Here is a 14,582-nt window from a genome sequence, read left to right as displayed (position 1 = left end):
CTATACCGCCACTACGTCGCGGCCCCGGCCGGCCGGGGCGCGCGGGACCGGATCAGCCGGACCGGACGGATCGGGGGCTCGCGCCGGTAGCGCCGCCGGACCTCCTGATCGAGCTCCTCGTGCAGCGACTGCAGCGCGTCCGCCATGAACAGGTCGCGCAGCAGGGCGCGGTCGACCCCGCCGCCCGCCCTGCGCGGCGCCTCCCCCGCCGGGAGCAGCACCACGCTGCCGGCGCGCACACCGGAGCGGCGCCCCAGGGCGTCCCGGATGGTCCGGGCGAGCGAGGACAGGCAGAACTTTTCGTCGCCGTCCTGCCGGATCTCGTGCGCGACGACGAGTTCGTCGCGCAGCGCCGGCACCGTGAAGACGCCGCCGATCGCGCCGTCGAACGCGCGGTGCAGCCCCCGCATCCAGCGCTCGACGAAGCCGGGGTACACGGTGCGCCCGTAGGCGGCCAGGGTCTCGTCGCGGCGGCCGACGAGGTACACCCGGCCGCCGTGACGGACGCCGAGGTCGCCGGTGCGCTCGCGGGTGCGGCCGCCCGCGCCCGACATCTCGACCTCCCCGACGCGCAGGTCCGGGACCGCCTCGCCGGTACCGGGGTCGACGACGCCCACCGGCACGTCCGGCGGCACCTCCAGCCCGACCAGGGGCACCGCGTCGGGACCCGCCGGGGCCCCGGTCCCGGTGCCGAGCGCGCGGGAGCGCAGCGGCTTGAGGACGCCGCGCTCCAGCGATCGGACGTCGGCGTCGGTGATGGCCGGAGAGGCCGAGACGAGGGTCGTCCACGACTCGGGCGAGTAGCAGGCCGTGAACGCCTCGGGCCGGAAGCCGGCGTCGGCGAACCGGGCGGCGAACCGTGCCGGGGCTCCCTCGGCCGCATGGTCGGCTTCGATCAGCGCCCGCCGCCAGTGCGACAGGTCGAGCCGGCGGACGGACTCCGGCGGCACGCCGCGCACGCACTCGTCGTAGAAGCGCGCGGGCGCCCCGGTCACCTCGATGCGGTGCCGGTCGACGAGCTCCAGCCAGCGGCGCGGGGGAAGCGGCTCCCCCGGCGGCAAGGTGATCGCGGTTCCGCCGGCGTACAGCGCGGCAAGGACCTGCTTCAGGTCTTCCGTGCCCGGCCGGGGCGGCGGCCAGGCACCCGACCGCACTCCCTCGGCCAGGCCCAGGGCCCGGCCGGTGAGCTCGAGATGGCGGGCGACGTCGCCATGGGTGTGGGTGAGGCGCTCCGCGCCCGCCACGGGCCGCGGGACGTACCTGAGCAGCGCGACCGAGTCCGGTGCGGGCGGCTCGACCGGCGGCGCCCCGAGCGCGGCCGGGACGTCCGGGTCGGCGAGGTCGGTGGTGAGCAGGGACATGCGGGGCAGGCCGTCCTGTCCCATCCAGTCCGCCACCGCCATGAGGTCGCGGATGTCGGTCAGCACCACGCGCGGCTCGGCGTCCAGCGCCCTGCCGGTCGCGCTCGCCCGGTGCCACGGCGGACCGGGCACCGGCGCGGTCACCGCGGTCATCCCCGCGTACAGGCAGCCCAGCAGGCTCTTCAGCAGCTCGCTTCCGGCCGAGTAGACGAGCAGCACCCGGTCGCCGGGGGAGCAGTGGCCGCTCAGCCAGGCGGCTCTGGCCGTGGCGACGGCGTGGAGCTCCGCGTAGGTGAGCCCGCGGGCGCCGCCCGCCTCCAGGACCGCGACGCGCGACGGCGCCCGGGCCGCGTGTTCGCCGATCCGCTCCGCCAGTCCCCCGGGCGGCCGCGGCGGCGCCGGATGGTCCGCGTCGTGCTTCGTCCCGTCTTTCCCGTCCTCGGTCCCCGTTCCAGACACGCGTCAGCTCACCCCGTGGTTCGACCTGCGCGGCAAAGGCCCCCATTGCCGCAGTCCAGTGAATTATCGCAATTGTCCGTTAAATCCCGGTCCAATCGGAGCCCGTCCCCGGTGCATGACCCTGCGGCGGCAACATGCTGCCACCGCCGCCGGACCCGCGGGCCGTGCGGGCCACCGGCACGTCCCGGTCGCCCCGGGCCTGCTCACAGCGCCTTCAGCCAACCCCGCTCGACAGCCTTGACACCGGCCTCGAACCGGCTGCGCGCCTCGAGCCGGCGCATCACGCCGGCCGTGATGCGGCGGCCGGTCCGCACCGACACGCCGAGCCTGCGCGCGACCGCCTCGTCGGTGTAGCCCCGCGCCAGGAGCCGCAGCACCGCGCGCTCCTGCGCCAGCAGCCCGTCGTCGTCGCGGTTGCGCTCCTCGCCGAGCGGGGAAGCGCTCTCCCATACGCGGTCGAACAGCGCACACAGCGCGGTCAGCACCCCGGCGCCGCGCAGCAGAACCGCCCCGGCACCGCTGTCGTCGGGGTCGATCGGGACCAGGGCGGTGTGCCGGTCGTACAGGGCCAGGCGCAGCGGCAGGGCCGCCACGGTCCGCACCTCGGCCCCCGCGCTCACGAGCCGGTGCGCGTAGGCCATGCTCGGCGGATCGGCGGCGATGCTGTCCAGGTACACCGTGCGCATCCGCACCCGCCGGTCCAGGACCGCCCGGTCCAGCGGCCAGCTCGCCATCCTGTTGTCGCTCGTCTGCGGCCCGCCGGCCGCGAACCCCAGGACCTCCGACTCGCAGCGGTGGGCCAGTTCCTCGATGCGCGACCGGACGGCGTCGAGCCCGACCAGCCGCTCGGCCTCCAGCCCCTCACCGCGCCCGCGCAGCTCACCGTACTCGTCCAGCAGGCTCGCCACCGCGGCGCGGCTGTCGGCGATGCGCCGCTGGTACTCGCGCACCTCGGCCTCCTGGCGGGTGAGCAGCGCCTCGAGGCCCAGCTCGGGACTGACGACGCGGTACTCCCCCGGCTCCTCCCAGGAGTGGCGCACCAGCGCGAGTGCGACGAGCTGGCCGCGCGCCTCGCTCACCCGCGGCTCCGGCCACGCCAGCCGCCGCGCCAGTTCCCCGGTCGGAGCCCGCGGATACCTGATCATCATTCGGTACAGCGCCTCGGCGTCGGAGCCAAGCCCGAGCCCATGGAGCATCCAGACTCCCCCAGTCTTGATCAAGTCTCCGTTTCGGATTATGCATCGGAGTTCGACGGCCGCGAAGCGGCGCGGGGTCCGTGACCGCAGTAGGACAGACCCTGCCACTGCATGAAGCTGCCAGTAGCGCACAGTGACGGCACGGGGGAGCTTCCCGCACGCTTTTATCCGAGCGGTCCGACCCCCGTCCCGCAGCCGACCGCGAGCACGCTCGCTTTCACGCTCCGTAATCAACGACGATGCTGAGGGAGGGGTTCATGCGGGTGCGGATTCTCGGCCCTGTCGAACTCTGGGACAATGCCGACCGGGTCGAGCTGCGCGGATCGAAGCTGCGCACCTTCCTCACCGCGCTGGTCCTCGCGCGCGGCCGGGTGGTCTCCGACCAGACGCTCGTCGAGCTGTTGTGGGAGGACGCGCCGCCGGCCACCGCCCAGGCCCAGATCCAGACCTACGCCTCCCGGCTTCGCGGCCTGCTCGGCGACGGCGCGGTCGTGGACCGGCACCGGCCCGGGTACCGGCTGCACATCGAGCACGCCGACGTGGACCTGGCCAGGTTCGAGGGGCTCGCGGCCGAGGGCCGCGCGGCCCTCGCCGAGCGGCGCGTCGAGGCGGCCGCCCGGTCGCTGTCGGGCGCGCTGGCGCTGTGGCGGGGCGAGGCCCTGACCGGCGTCACCGACGTTCTCGCCGACCTGGAGCGCCCCAGGCTCGAGGAGGCGCGGCTGGCCGTCCTGGAGGACCGGGTCGAGGCCGACCTCGCCCTCGGCCGGCACGCGGGCCTCGTACCGGAGCTGACCGCGGCGGTGACCGCCCACCCCCTGCGGGAGCGGCCCCGCGCCCAGCTGATGCTCGCCCTCTACCGGTGCGGCCGCAACGCCGACGCCCTCGGCTCCTTCCAGGACTACCGGCGGTTCCTCGCCGAGGAGCTGGGCATCGACCCCTCTGCCGAGCTCCAGGACCTGCATCAGGCGATCCTGTCCGACCGGCACACCCTGCTGGCGCCGAGCGCGAGTACGTCGCGGCCGGCTCCGGCGCCCCAGGTCGCCCGGCTGCCGGCACCGCCCGCGGACTTCACCGGGCGGGACGCGGCGGTCGACCGCGCCCGGGCCCTGCTCGGCGACGCGGGCGAGCCCCGGGTGTGCGCGATCACCGGGATGGGAGGCGTCGGGAAGACCGCGCTCGCACTGCGCGTCGCGCACCGGGTCGCCGACGCCTATCCGGACGGGCAGATCCACGTCGACCTCCAGGGCAGCTCGCGGCCCCTCGAGGCCGCGGAGGCGCTGACCCGGCTGCTGCGCACGCTCGGCGCGCCCGCCGCGGACCTCCCGCGCGGCGCCGAGGAGCTGACCCGGTGCTACCGCGACCGGCTCACCGGCCGCCGGGTCCTCATCGTGCTGGACGACGCGGCCGGCGAGCGGCAGATCAGGCCGCTGCTGCCCGGCGTCCCCGGCTGCGGCGTGCTGCTGACCGGCCGCACCCGGCTGGCGGCGCTGGAGGGCGCCGACCGCATCTCGCTGCAGCCGTTCGATCCCGCCGAGGGGGTCGAGCTGCTCACCCGACACACCTCCCCGGAGCGCGCGGCGGCCGAACCGCGGGCACTGGCCCAGATCGCCGAGCGCTGCGGGTACCTGCCGCTGGCGGTCCGCGCGTGCGGCGCGCGCCTCGTCGGGCACCCGCACTGGCCCCTGTCGCGGCTGGCCGACCGGCTCGCCGACCCGCACCGGCTGCTCGACGAGCTGCGGGTCGCCGACCTCGACGTCCAGGCCACGCTGACGCTCGGCTACCGGCGGCTGCCCGCCGACCTGCGGCGGGCGCTGCGGCTGCTGTCGCTGCTGAGCGCGCCGGAGTTCTCCTTCTGGATCGCGGCGGTGCTGCTGGACCGCCCCCTCACCGAGACACGGGCGCAGGTCGAGGAACTGGTCGGCGCCTACCTGCTGGAGGTGCCCGCCGAGCGGCCCGACACCTACCGCTTCCATCCGCTGGTGCGCGCCGTCGCCAGGGAGCGGGCCCTCACCGAGGAGACACCGCGCCTGCGGGCCGCGGCGATCCGGCGCGTCGACCTCGCCCTCACGGCCTGACGCGACGGCGGGAGCCACGGCGCCAGCATGGCGGCCGTTGAAGGAAAAATATAGCCGCGCCCATCATTCTGGGCTCCTGTGAGACTCCCCTCGCCAAGACCCGCCTCCGCGCGCCCGGTCGTCCTGGTCGCCGAGGAGATCTCCCCCGCCGCCATCGAGGTGCTCTCCGCAGGCCTCGACGTCAGGCGCTGCGACGGCACCGACCGCGGCGCGCTGGTGGCCGCCGTCGCCGAGGCCAGCGCGCTGGTCGTGCACCGCGAGACCCGGGTGGACGCCGGCGTCGTCGCGGCCGGCGGGCGGCTGAAGGTCGTCGCCAACGTCGGGCCGGGCCTCGGCGGCGTGGACGTGACGGCGACCGCCCGCGCCGGCGTCATGGTCGTCAGCACCCGCACCGCGCGCACCGTCAGCCTCACCGAGCTCACCGTGGACCTGCTGGTGTCGGCGGCCCGGCACGCCCCGCCGGACGTGCGGCTGGAGGGCGGGGTGCTCGGGGTCGTCGGCCTCGGCGCCTGCGGGGCGATGGTCGCCGAGCGCATGCGCGCGTTCGGGATGCGGATCCTCGGCTGGGACCCCGATCCGGAGCACCATCGCACCGCCCGGCCGCACATCACGCTGCTGCCGCTGGAGGACCTGCTGGAATCCGCGGACTTCATCAGCGTCCACTCCCGGGCTCCCGGCCTCATCGGCCGCGTGGCGCTGAACCGGGTCCGCCCCACGGCTCGGATGGTCTATCCGGCCGCCGGCGGCGTCGTGGACGCGGAGGCCCTCCGCGCCGCCGTCGAGGACGGCCGGGTGGCCATCGGTGTCGGCGTGCACACCGGCGAGCCCCGCGGCGAGGAGGTCGCGGTCGCCGAGTCCGTCCGGCACCTGCTCGCCGACGAGATCACTCCCTGCGACCGGTGGGATTGACCACCGTGCCCCGAACCCTCCCCCGCGTCCCGCCATCCGAGAGAACGAGGAGGAAAAATGATCGACTGCCCCCCGCCATGCGGCCGGAACACAGGCTGGCAGTGAATTCCGCTCGATCCGCGCCCCAGGATCACTGATCACGACACCGGAGGGCGTCTGGTGAGCAAGGAAGACCTCCGCTGTGGTGGAGGTGTCGAGGCTCCACACCACAGCGGAGGTCTTCGCGCCCCCGGCGATGACAATACGATCACCAGTTACGCTCTTGCGTTCGGTATGGCCTGGTGGAGGAAGTATGTCTGTCGTCGGTTCCGCCGTGCTGCGCGGTGGCCTGGTGCTCGGCGTGGCCGCGTTCGGGTTCGTGTGCGCCGTGGCCGGCTACCTGTGGTGGAACGCGACGGCCGGGGCTCTGATCGCCGTCATCGGGATGATCTCGACGGTGGTCGCGCTGGGATGGCTGTACCAGACGCGGCGGCCACTCCGGTTCAGCGGTGTGCCGCTGACCTTCGGCGTCCTGTCGTTGCTCGCTCTCTACATCGTCGGCGTCGTGGCTGCGCGAGACATCGCGATGACCCTTGTCGGCGTCGATGCCGAAGCGGTGGTGGAACGGACCTGGACGACGGAGAGCCGCGGCTCCGAAAGCCACCACTGCACGCTGCGCCGTACCGACGGCGCCCCGATCCCGGGTGAGCTCGCCACCAGCTGCGAGGGCTACGGGCGCGGCGACACCATGCCGGTCGTCCTCGATCCGCGAGACCGCTTCGCGCCGGTCGGCGGCCCCAAGTCGGACCTGCCCGCGGTGGGAGAAAGCCAGGTGGTGGGAGCCGCCGCGCTCGTGCTGCTGGTCTCCATCGCGATCGGCAGCGTGCCCGAACATCCCAGGCGCGCCGGATCCTCCGCGCGCTCTCGCGCGTAGGACACCGGAACGCCCGCCTCGATGACGCGCCTCAGGCGCGTCCACTGTTCACGCTGGACCCGCGAGCTGCGCGATGTCCTCGCTGGCCACACCGTGCAGCCGGTCGGCCAGATCCGCCAGTGCGGGCGACGGCCAGTTCCTCGCCGATCTCGGGGACCTCGCGCCGCTGAGATCGACGCCAACTACCTCGCCACCGAGCACGACCGCACCGTGACGGTCGACGTCTTCCGCGCCATCCGCCGCCTGTTCGCCACCGAGCCCCTCGCAAGCCGCATCGAACACGAGACGGTGCCCGGGCCGAGCGTCCAGGGCGATGACGAGATCATCGCCGCCGGCCTGGAGCAGGGCACCTGCGGTTACCACGCCATCGGAACCTGCGCGATGGGCCCGAACGACGACGGCGTCGTCGACCCCCAACTGCGGGTCCGCGGCGTGACCGGCCTGCGCGTCGTGGACGCCTCGGTGCTGCCCACGATGGTCGGCGGCAACCTCAACGGCCCCGTCTCCACTCTGGCCTGGCGAGCAGCCGACCTCATCAACCGCAGCCGTCCCGGAGCGAAATGACGTACTCCTCGGCCACACTGAGGCGCCATGAAGATCGAAGAGTTCTGGAACCTGATCGAGCAGTCCGGACGAGACACCCCCGATCAAAGGTCGCGAACAGCCTGGCTGGAAGCTCGCCTGACGGAGAGACGGCCAGCAGAGATCGCCGACTTCCAGGTCTTCCTGGACAGGGCTCGCGAGCGGATCGACACCCACGACATGTGGGTCGCCGCCGACCAGATCTTCGGCGGAGCATGCTCCAGTGACAGCTTCTGGTACTTCCAGGTGTGGCTGATCGGCCTGGGACGGCAGGCCTTCGAGCACGCGGCCGCCGATCCCGACAACCTCGCCGACCTTCCGCAGGTGACACGCCTGGCCGGACGACCGATGCGGGACTGGTCAGAGGAGGACGAGTGGCCCTGGTGGGAGGAGCTCGGCTACGTCGCCAGACACGCCTTCGATCAGGTCACCGGGAAAGACGAAGGCATCTACGACACCTTGCGGTTCCGCGGCCACCACAGCCGATCCGCCCCCGAGCCCACCGGCAAGAGGTGGGATTCCACAGACCCCGCTGAACTCAGCAAGCGGCTACCTCGTCTCAGCAGGCTGCTCTCGTAGACCAAGGCGACATAGTCACACTGACCGGCCGCGGACTTGGCGACAGCGTTCGCGCGCCGGTCCTTCCCAGTGGTTCAGGATCCAGCAGGTCGTCCAGGAACCGTTCGCCCTCGGGCCAGGGGCCGTACCCGCCTCTGACGGTCATGTGCCCGACCTCGCCCGCGTCGACGACACGCGCACCCCATGACGTCGCGAACGACAGCGCCCGCTCAGGCGACATCCAGCGGTCGTTCTGACTGGCGACGACGATCGTCTTGAAGGGGAACGCCCTCCTGGGGATCGGATCGAATCCCACGATCTCCGCGGTGGGGTTGCGCTCCACGTCCGCGGGAGTGACCATGAGCGCGGCACGCACCGGCCGCTCGGGACCTTTGGCGGCCCAATGGGCCACAGCGAGGCAGCCGAGGCTGTGCGCCACCAGCACGGGCGGTTCCGCGCAGCTCGCGATCGCTTCGTCGAGGCGAGCGATCCACGGGTCACGCTCGGCGAACCGCCAGTCGTCCTGTTCCACCCGGACCGATCCGGGCAGCTTGCGCGCCCACAGCTCCTGCCAGTCACCGGCTTCCGGGCCGAGCCACCCGTCGACGAACAAGATTGTCATGGCTGCCAGTCTCCTACTCGGCGGTACGGGCGGGCGGACGGCCGTTGACCGCCTGCTGGAGCAGTTGGTACAGGGTCTCGCGCTGGTCGCTGTCGAGGGCGCCCAGCACGTCTTCTTCGGCCGCCGTGAGCGCGAATTCGGCTTTCGCGAGCCGCTGGAGGCCTTCGTCGGTCATCTGCACGATGTGGCGGCGGCGGTCCTCGGGTGAGCGCCGCCGCTCGATGAGGTTCTCGGCTTCGAGGTCGTTGAGCAGGCCGACGACGTTCGTCCCGTCCATCTCCAACTTGGCGGTGAGGGTCTGCTGGGTGCAGCCGTCGCACTCGCGCAGGACCGTGAGGGCGACGAAGTGACGCGGACGCATGCCGAACCGTTCCAGCACCGACTCCGCGCGAAGCCGCATGCGCCGTGCCAGCTGGTCGAGCAGCGCGGCCGACCGATGGGGCGGCTGGTTGACGACGGGCAGCATGCTCACGCGTCCAAGTCTACTTGGACGGTCATGAATCCATGTGGTACCAATAGTTTGCGTAACACAAACTATCTACTTAAGGATCATCCATGTCGCACCTACTCCACGTGGACTCGAGCATCCGAAGCGACCAGTCCGTCAGTCGTCGGCTCAGCGCCCGGGCCGCGGACGCCTGGCGTGCCGCGCACCCGGACGGCACCGTCACCTACCGCGACCTCGGCGGCGACCCTCTGCCGCACATCGACACGGCGGGCGGCCTTGCCCGCACGACGCCGGTCGACGAGCACACCCCGGCCCAGGCGGAGTCGTGGGAACTGAGCAGGCGCCTTATCGAGGAGGTGCGGCGTGCCGACACGATCGTGCTGGGCCTGCCGCTCTACAACTTCGGCGTGCCCAGCAGCGTCAAGGCTTGGGTCGACCACCTGATCGCGCCCGGGCTCTCCTACGACCCCGAGACGTTCACCGGGCTCCTCGGCGGCCGGATGTTCATCGCGGTCGCCAGCCGCGGCGGCGGATACGGCGCGGGCACGCCGCGCGAAGGGTGGGACCACGCGGAGGCGTGGCTGCCGCACGGCCTGGCGATGACCGGCCTGGAGCCCCACTTCATTACCGCCGAACTCACCCTCGCCGACGAGGCACCAGCGATGCGCGACCTGAGGCCACTCGCCGCCGAAAGCCTCACATCAGCGGAGAACGCCATCGACCAGCTGTGGGCCCCGGTCTCTGCCTGACGCCGTCAGCGGATGCGCAGTCGGCCGGGGCAGGCGGTACCCCGCACACCCCTCGCCTACGAGAAGAGATGAAGACCGTGAAGCACGCACCACTCATCCTCGCCGCATCCTGCGCGGCGTTCCTGCTCATCGGCGGCTGCGGCGGCACCGGAGACGGCGGACAGCGGAAGAACGAGACCGGCGGCACGAGCGGGTCCTCCGATCCCGCCCCGCCGGCGGCGGGTCCGGAACCGGCGAGCTGCCCGGACGGCCGCAAGCTGATCAAGGCCGTCGATGTGCCGGCCGTCCACGCCGATCCGGTGCATGTCCCGGAGGCGACGATCAGCGGCGAGAAGGTCCCTGCGGTGACCATCCCGGGGGTGGACGTCCCGGCCCAGCACATCCCGGCGCAGTGCGTGCAGCACGAACCTGCCCCCGGCGGCTGTCTCGGCGCGGTCACCATCCCGGGGGTCACGATCCCCGGGGTGAGGCTTCCGGAGGTCACGATCCCGGGTGCCGCGGCTCCGGGAATCGACGTCGAGCCCGTGACGCAATCGGCGGTCTCCAGCGCACCCGCCACCCGCCTGCCCGTCACGGGTGAAGAGGTGTGCCAGAGCGAGCCGGCCACTGGGGGAGAGGTCGTCGGTGCGGTCGTGCGCCCGACCCTGCTCCGGGCGACGCTCGTCAGGCCGGCGCTGAACCGCCCGGCCGTGACCCGCGACGCCGCCTGCAACGACGACGGCGAATGCCTCCCCGCAGTCAGTGTCCCCGCCGTGAGCGTGCCGGCGGTCGAGATCCCGCCCGTGGAGGTTCCCGCGGCCGAGCTCAAGCCCTACGCCGCCGGCCCCGGCGAGGCCCTCAAGGGCGACGGCAAGATCGCCTACAGCCTCGGGGCGGACGTCCTCTTCGACTTCGGCGAGGCCCGCATCAAGGCCGCCGCCGCCAAAGAACTGGCCGAGCTCGTCAAGTCGATCCGGCGGGAGATCCCGTCCGGCGCTCCGATCCAGGTGGACGGCCATACCGACTCCAAGGGCGACCCGGCGTCCAACCAGACCCTCTCCGAGCGCCGGGCGCAGACGATCGTCGACTGGCTGGCGACCGAAGGCGGCATCGAGCGCTCCCGGCTCAAGGCCATGGGCTACGGCGAGACCAAGCCTGCGGCGTCCAATACCAAGAAGGACGGTTCCGATGACCCCAGAGGCCGCACGCGAAACCGCCGCGTGGTCATCTCGGCTGCCCGGTCCTGACCACGTCACACCCCTCGCTGGTGATCACGTGGTCACCGGCGAGGGGTGTGCGGGATACCGCCCGCCGTCGAGCGTGACGACGACCTTTCCTCTCCCGTGGCCGGTCTCGACCTCGCGATGCGCGTCGGCGACCGCTTCGAGCGGGTACGTCGCGCGGATGTGGACGCGCAGCATACCCCTGTCATAGAGCGTGACGAGCTGCTGCAGTTGTTCGGCGGCACGCCGCGCCCGGATGCCGCGGACGCCCAGCTCCACGGCCAGGTCATGATCGACCAGCGTGCCGATGCGGCTCCTGTCCCGGACGAGGGCGAGCGAGTCCCGCAGGGCCTGCCCGCCGACCGCGTCCAGGACCGCGTCCACACCGTTCGGCGCAGCGGCGCGCACCCTGTCGACGAGCCCGTCGCCGTAGGTGATCGGTGTGGCGCCCAACTCGATCAGGTACTCGTGATTGGCCTCGCCGGCAGTGCCGATGACCTCGGCACCGTAGGCCCGAGCGATCTGCACCGCCATCGTTCCCGCTCCCCCCGCGGCGGCGTGGACCAGCACAGTGTCCCCAGAGCCCACGCCGAGCTCCCGCAGCGCGGTCAGCGCCGTCTGGCCTGAGGCCGACAGGCAGCCCGCCACCTCCCAGGGCATGCCCGCGGGCTTGCCCACGATCGCGTCCACCCCCGCGACGGCGTACTCCGCCAGCGATGACATGTGCGACCAGCCGAACACCTCATCGCCCTCAGACCAGGCGTCCACCCCCGCACCGACCTGGTCCACGACCCCGGCGAACTCGTTGCCGATCTGCTGCGGGAAGCTGACGGGCACCCCCATCACCCCCCGCCGCACAGCGGTATCGAAAGGCTGCACACCACCGGCCAGCACCCGGACCCGCACCTGTCCGGGCCCTGGATCGGGCACCGCAAGTTCGACGATGTCCAGAACCTCAGGCGGCCCGAACCCGCCGAAGACCACCGCCCTCACCGGGCACCGTCGATCCCGGCGGCGCCCGGTGCGCGAAGGCCCCGCAGCCCCGCGGTCAGTGGAGCGCCGGCGATGATGACGCTGAGCACGCGCATCGGTTGCCTCCCATGAGTTGACGTTTCATCTGCGGCTTCATCGGCTTGGTGACTCACCGATGTCACATCTCGTACACCTGGCCGGTCTGGCGGCCTTCGATGGAGCGGATGTAGGCGTTGGCCGCCATGGCGACCGGGACGGGTTCGAAGCCGGCGAACAGGTCGCCGTAGCGATCCATCGACTCGGTGAAGACGGTGGGGCTGACGGCGTTGATCCGCTGGCGGTGCGGCAGTTCGATCGCGGCGGCCCGGACGAACGCCTCGACGGCGCCGTTGGCCACCGACGCCATCGAGCCGCGGACGAGCGGATCGCGGACGAGGACACCGCTGATGAGGGTGAAGGACCCGTCCTCGGCCACCCGCGCGGTGCCCTGCCGGACGAGTTCGATCTGGCTGAAGGCCTTGCCGGTGAGGCCGTCCCGCACGTCCTGGGCGCTCAGCTCGGTGAAGGGCTTCCACGGGACGCCGCCGGCGGCGCCGGCCACGGCGTCGAGCCGCCCCGCCCGCTCGTACATCGCCCTGATGGAGTCGGGGTCGGTGATGTCCACGGAGATCTCGGATCCGGTGCGCGACGCGGTGACGATCTCATGGCCGCGCTCGCGCAGCGCCGCGTGGACGGCACGGCCGAGAGTTCCGGTGGCTCCGATCAGCAGAATCTTCATGGATGGATGGTCGTCCAGATAGGTCATTGAAGTCCAGCTACATATACTGCATATCCTTTTAAGATGAGCTCATGCTCGACGTGAAACGCCTCATCCTGCTGCGCGACCTGGCGGAGTACGGCACCGTCACCGCGGTCGCCGACGTGCACCAGGTCACCCCGTCCGCCGTCTCGCAGCAGCTGCGCGCGCTGGAGACCGAAACCGACGCCGTCCTGCTCCACCGTGAGGGACGCACCGTGAGCCTGACCGCGGCCGGTGCCGCGCTGGTCAGGCAGAGCGAGCGGGTGCTCGCCGAACTGGAACGGGCGCACGGCATCGTGCGGGCCACGGACGGGGAGGTCGCGGGAGAGCTCGTCATCGGCTGCTTCACCAGTGCCCTCGCCCCGGTGGCCGCCCCTCTCGCGAGCGCCCTGGTCGAGCGCCACCCGAGGCTCCGCCCGAGGATCATCCAGGCGGAGCCCGAGGAGGCCCTGCCCATGCTGAGGCGGCGCGACCTCGATCTGGTGCTCCACTACCGCTACCCGCACCTCGGGGCAGGCCTTCCCGGCGGGCTCGCCGCACGTACGCTCTTCGAGGACCCGCTGGCGCTCGCCGTCCCCGAGGGGCTGCGGGCGGCCGCCGGTGAGCAGGGCGTCGCGGCACTCCGGCGCGAGCGCTGGGTCACCACGCCCCCGCCCAGCGCCTGCCGCGACGTCATGCTCCACGCCTGCCACAGCGCCGGCTTCGCGCCCCGACTGGAGCACGACTACACCGATCTGCGGGCGGCCCTGGCCCTGGTGGCGGCGGGGCTGGCCGTGACGATCCTCCCCGGGCTGCTGTGCGACGACCCGCCTGACGGCGTGGCGATCCTGCCGATACCGGAGAAGGGCCGCACGGTCGAGGCCGTGACCAGGTCAGGCACGGAGAAACATCCGGCGATCGTCGCCGCCCTCGACGTGTTGACGAGCATCAGCGTCCGTTCTCCCGACGGAACACGGCCGTCCCACTGACCACCACGGCACCGGCCTGACCGGTGCAGAGGAGGTCGACGGTGACGGTGCCGGCGTCGACCTCGGTGACGGTTCCCGAGCAGGTCAGCACGTCCCCGGGCCATACCTGCTCGCGGAACCGGACGGAGTGGCGGACGACGTTGTCGGTCCCCAGCCAGTCCGTCGCGTAGGTCGCGAGGAGCGCGGCGTGGAGCATGCCGATGGAGAACACCGTGGGGAACCCCGCCGACCTGGCGAACTCCTCGTCGTGGTGGATCGGATTGAAGTCGCCGGATGCACCCGCGTACCGGACGATGTCGGTGCGGTCGATCGGGCCGAACACGCGCGGCTCGGCGACATCGCCGACCTTGACGTCTCTCACTTCTCCTCCGGTGCGCGGCTGGTCTCCACGAGCGTCGTGCGCTGTTCCACGACCAGCGAGCCGGACGTGTCGTAGAACTCGTGGATGAGGGTGAACAGGGTCAGGCCGCCGCCGCGCCTGCCGGTCTTGCGGACGATGTCGCCGAGGCGGCTGCGCACGGACAGGGTCTGCCCCGCCCGCGGCATCGGGCCGTGGAAGACGAACTCCTCCTCGCCGTGCAGGACGCGGCGCATGTCGAACGGGACCTCGCTCAGGTCGAGTTCGTCCGGGGGCTCCCAGAGCAGCATCGCCGTGGTCAGGAAGGTGGGCGGCACGACGGCGTCGGGCGCGTCGTAGGCCGGGTTCGAGGATCGCGCGGCGCGGGCGAACTCGCGGATCTTCCCGCGCTCGATCGGAACGTCGTACATG

At 72.3% G+C, this 14,582-nt stretch carries 16 protein-coding genes; 8 read left to right on the top strand and 8 right to left on the bottom strand.

Annotation, left to right across the window (positions count from 1 at the left end):
* Nucleotides 1-11 precede the first annotated feature (11 nt).
* Together ABGB11_RS28510 and ABGB11_RS28505 are read right to left on the bottom strand one after the other, a co-directional pair.
* Nucleotides 12-1,820, bottom strand: coding sequence for an AMP-binding protein (locus ABGB11_RS28510; protein WP_347637638.1), 1,809 nt, complete (start codon nt 1,818-1,820; stop codon nt 12-14).
* Nucleotides 1,821-2,023: 203 nt separating this feature from the next.
* Nucleotides 2,024-3,016 (bottom strand): LuxR C-terminal-related transcriptional regulator, encoded by a 993-nt coding sequence (locus ABGB11_RS28505; protein WP_347637636.1) that lies wholly within the window; start codon nt 3,014-3,016, stop codon nt 2,024-2,026.
* 257 nt (nt 3,017-3,273) lie between these two features.
* Here ABGB11_RS28505 and ABGB11_RS28500 point away from each other — a divergent pair, with 257 nt between their 5' ends.
* From ABGB11_RS28500 to ABGB11_RS28480, 5 genes are all read left to right on the top strand, one after another.
* Nucleotides 3,274-5,091, top strand: coding sequence for a BTAD domain-containing putative transcriptional regulator (locus ABGB11_RS28500; protein WP_347637634.1), 1,818 nt, complete (start codon nt 3,274-3,276; stop codon nt 5,089-5,091).
* A gap of 78 nt (nt 5,092-5,169) precedes the next feature.
* Nucleotides 5,170-6,000, top strand: coding sequence for an NAD(P)-dependent oxidoreductase (locus ABGB11_RS28495; protein WP_347637632.1), 831 nt, complete (start codon nt 5,170-5,172; stop codon nt 5,998-6,000).
* Between the two features lie 292 nt (nt 6,001-6,292).
* Entirely contained in the window at nt 6,293-6,913 is a 621-nt protein-coding gene (locus ABGB11_RS28490; RefSeq protein WP_347637630.1) for a hypothetical protein, read from the top strand.
* Between the two features lie 21 nt (nt 6,914-6,934).
* Entirely contained in the window at nt 6,935-7,477 is a 543-nt protein-coding gene (locus ABGB11_RS28485; protein ID WP_347637628.1) for a GMC oxidoreductase, read from the top strand.
* Between the two features lie 27 nt (nt 7,478-7,504).
* Nucleotides 7,505-8,074 carry a DUF4240 domain-containing protein gene (locus ABGB11_RS28480; RefSeq protein ID WP_347637626.1) on the top strand — a complete coding sequence of 190 codons (570 nt, stop codon included), beginning with the start codon at nt 7,505-7,507 and terminating at the stop codon, nt 8,072-8,074.
* On the opposite strand, the gene ABGB11_RS28475 is transcribed toward ABGB11_RS28480, so the two are convergent.
* Both ABGB11_RS28475 and ABGB11_RS28470 read right to left on the bottom strand, forming a co-directional pair.
* On the bottom strand, nt 8,055-8,675 hold the full coding sequence (locus ABGB11_RS28475) for an alpha/beta hydrolase (protein ID WP_347637624.1): 621 nt from the start codon (nt 8,673-8,675) through the stop codon (nt 8,055-8,057). The genes ABGB11_RS28480 and ABGB11_RS28475 overlap by 20 nt on opposite strands.
* A 13-nt stretch (nt 8,676-8,688) precedes the next feature.
* Complete coding sequence (locus ABGB11_RS28470) at nt 8,689-9,141, bottom strand: MarR family winged helix-turn-helix transcriptional regulator (protein ID WP_347637747.1); 453 nt, start codon at nt 9,139-9,141, stop codon at nt 8,689-8,691.
* An 89-nt stretch (nt 9,142-9,230) separates the two neighbouring features.
* Here ABGB11_RS28470 and ABGB11_RS28465 point away from each other — a divergent pair, with 89 nt between their 5' ends.
* Together ABGB11_RS28465 and ABGB11_RS28460 are read left to right on the top strand one after the other, a co-directional pair.
* Nucleotides 9,231-9,872 (top strand): NAD(P)H-dependent oxidoreductase, encoded by a 642-nt coding sequence (locus ABGB11_RS28465; protein ID WP_347637622.1) that lies wholly within the window; start codon nt 9,231-9,233, stop codon nt 9,870-9,872.
* A gap of 77 nt (nt 9,873-9,949) precedes the next feature.
* Nucleotides 9,950-11,098 carry an OmpA family protein gene (locus tag ABGB11_RS28460; protein ID WP_347637620.1) on the top strand — a complete coding sequence of 383 codons (1,149 nt, stop codon included), beginning with the start codon at nt 9,950-9,952 and terminating at the stop codon, nt 11,096-11,098.
* Nucleotides 11,099-11,122: 24 nt separating this feature from the next.
* Here the strand turns inward: ABGB11_RS28460 and ABGB11_RS28455 are convergent, their stop codons facing one another.
* Nucleotides 11,123-12,058, bottom strand: a complete 936-nt coding sequence (locus tag ABGB11_RS28455; protein ID WP_347637745.1) for an NADP-dependent oxidoreductase — start codon at nt 12,056-12,058, stop codon at nt 11,123-11,125.
* A 166-nt stretch (nt 12,059-12,224) separates the two neighbouring features.
* Nucleotides 12,225-12,824 (bottom strand): short chain dehydrogenase, encoded by a 600-nt coding sequence (locus ABGB11_RS28450; protein ID WP_347637618.1) that lies wholly within the window; start codon nt 12,822-12,824, stop codon nt 12,225-12,227.
* Between the two features lie 71 nt (nt 12,825-12,895).
* On the opposite strand from ABGB11_RS28450, the gene ABGB11_RS28445 reads away from it, so the two are divergent.
* Nucleotides 12,896-13,813, top strand: a complete 918-nt coding sequence (locus tag ABGB11_RS28445; protein WP_347637616.1) for a LysR family transcriptional regulator — start codon at nt 12,896-12,898, stop codon at nt 13,811-13,813.
* On the opposite strand, the gene ABGB11_RS28440 is transcribed toward ABGB11_RS28445, so the two are convergent.
* Nucleotides 13,773-14,174, bottom strand: coding sequence for a MaoC/PaaZ C-terminal domain-containing protein (locus ABGB11_RS28440; protein ID WP_347637614.1), 402 nt, complete (start codon nt 14,172-14,174; stop codon nt 13,773-13,775). The genes ABGB11_RS28445 and ABGB11_RS28440 overlap by 41 nt on opposite strands.
* A complete protein-coding gene (locus ABGB11_RS28435) occupies nt 14,171-14,581 on the bottom strand; it encodes a MaoC family dehydratase N-terminal domain-containing protein (protein WP_347637612.1) in 411 nt (136 codons plus the stop codon). The genes ABGB11_RS28440 and ABGB11_RS28435 overlap by 4 nt, the downstream gene beginning before the upstream one ends.
* Nucleotide 14,582: the final 1 nt, after the last annotated feature.

Origin of the sequence: Actinomadura sp. B10D3 (genome assembly GCF_039871695.1) — a bacterium.
Taxonomy (GTDB): domain Bacteria; phylum Actinomycetota; class Actinomycetes; order Streptosporangiales; family Streptosporangiaceae; genus Spirillospora; species Spirillospora madurae.
Note: the sequence above shows the minus strand (reverse complement) of the source record. Positions and strands in the feature narration are given on the sequence as shown.

Bases quoted from the DNA above. Each gene is read 5' to 3' on its own strand.
- ABGB11_RS28465 (WP_347637622.1), top strand. From the start codon at position 9,231: ATGTCGCACCTACTCCACGTGGACTCGAGCATCCGAAGCGACCAGTCC.
- ABGB11_RS28480 (WP_347637626.1), top strand. From the start codon at position 7,505: ATGAAGATCGAAGAGTTCTGGAACCTGATCGAGCAGTCCGGACGAGAC.
- ABGB11_RS28445 (WP_347637616.1), top strand. From the start codon at position 12,896: ATGCTCGACGTGAAACGCCTCATCCTGCTGCGCGACCTGGCGGAGTAC.
- ABGB11_RS28500 (WP_347637634.1), top strand. From the start codon at position 3,274: ATGCGGGTGCGGATTCTCGGCCCTGTCGAACTCTGGGACAATGCCGAC.
- ABGB11_RS28505 (WP_347637636.1), bottom strand. From the start codon at position 3,016: ATGCTCCATGGGCTCGGGCTTGGCTCCGACGCCGAGGCGCTGTACCGA.
- ABGB11_RS28450 (WP_347637618.1), bottom strand. From the start codon at position 12,824: ATGAAGATTCTGCTGATCGGAGCCACCGGAACTCTCGGCCGTGCCGTC.
- ABGB11_RS28435 (WP_347637612.1), bottom strand. From the start codon at position 14,581: ATGTACGACGTTCCGATCGAGCGCGGGAAGATCCGCGAGTTCGCCCGC.
- ABGB11_RS28475 (WP_347637624.1), bottom strand. From the start codon at position 8,675: ATGACAATCTTGTTCGTCGACGGGTGGCTCGGCCCGGAAGCCGGTGAC.
- ABGB11_RS28470 (WP_347637747.1), bottom strand. From the start codon at position 9,141: ATGCTGCCCGTCGTCAACCAGCCGCCCCATCGGTCGGCCGCGCTGCTC.
- ABGB11_RS28485 (WP_347637628.1), top strand. From the start codon at position 6,935: ATGACGCGCCTCAGGCGCGTCCACTGTTCACGCTGGACCCGCGAGCTG.
- ABGB11_RS28490 (WP_347637630.1), top strand. From the start codon at position 6,293: ATGTCTGTCGTCGGTTCCGCCGTGCTGCGCGGTGGCCTGGTGCTCGGC.